Annotated in this window: 1 protein-coding gene; it reads right to left on the bottom strand. The window is 56.5% G+C overall.

What is annotated here, in order from left to right; all coding sequences use genetic code 11:
• Window positions 1–49: 49 nt before the first annotated feature.
• A partial coding sequence (locus CQ12_RS45435) for a hypothetical protein (protein WP_198164353.1) occupies window positions 50–237 on the bottom strand: 188 nt, incomplete at its 5' end.

Genomic DNA, 237 nt, shown 5'->3' on the forward strand with positions numbered 1-237 from the left:
GAGTAACGCCCTGCCGAGAAGTCGGCTGCTTGATCTGAAAGACGGCCATTTATGATCCGATCTGAACTTGCGTGATCGAGGTGGAGTTGTAGGTGATGGCGAAGCCGTTATTGATCATCCACTGAAGCATCTCGAATGTTTCGAGGACACTGCCGCGGCCGGCGATCGTTCCGGAAGTCTGCAGCTTCGCAACAGCCTGCGGGATCACTGAATTGGCCGTGCCGGCGGCCGTCTGAT

The organism is Bradyrhizobium jicamae, from assembly GCF_001440395.1.
Taxonomy (GTDB): domain Bacteria; phylum Pseudomonadota; class Alphaproteobacteria; order Rhizobiales; family Xanthobacteraceae; genus Bradyrhizobium; species Bradyrhizobium jicamae.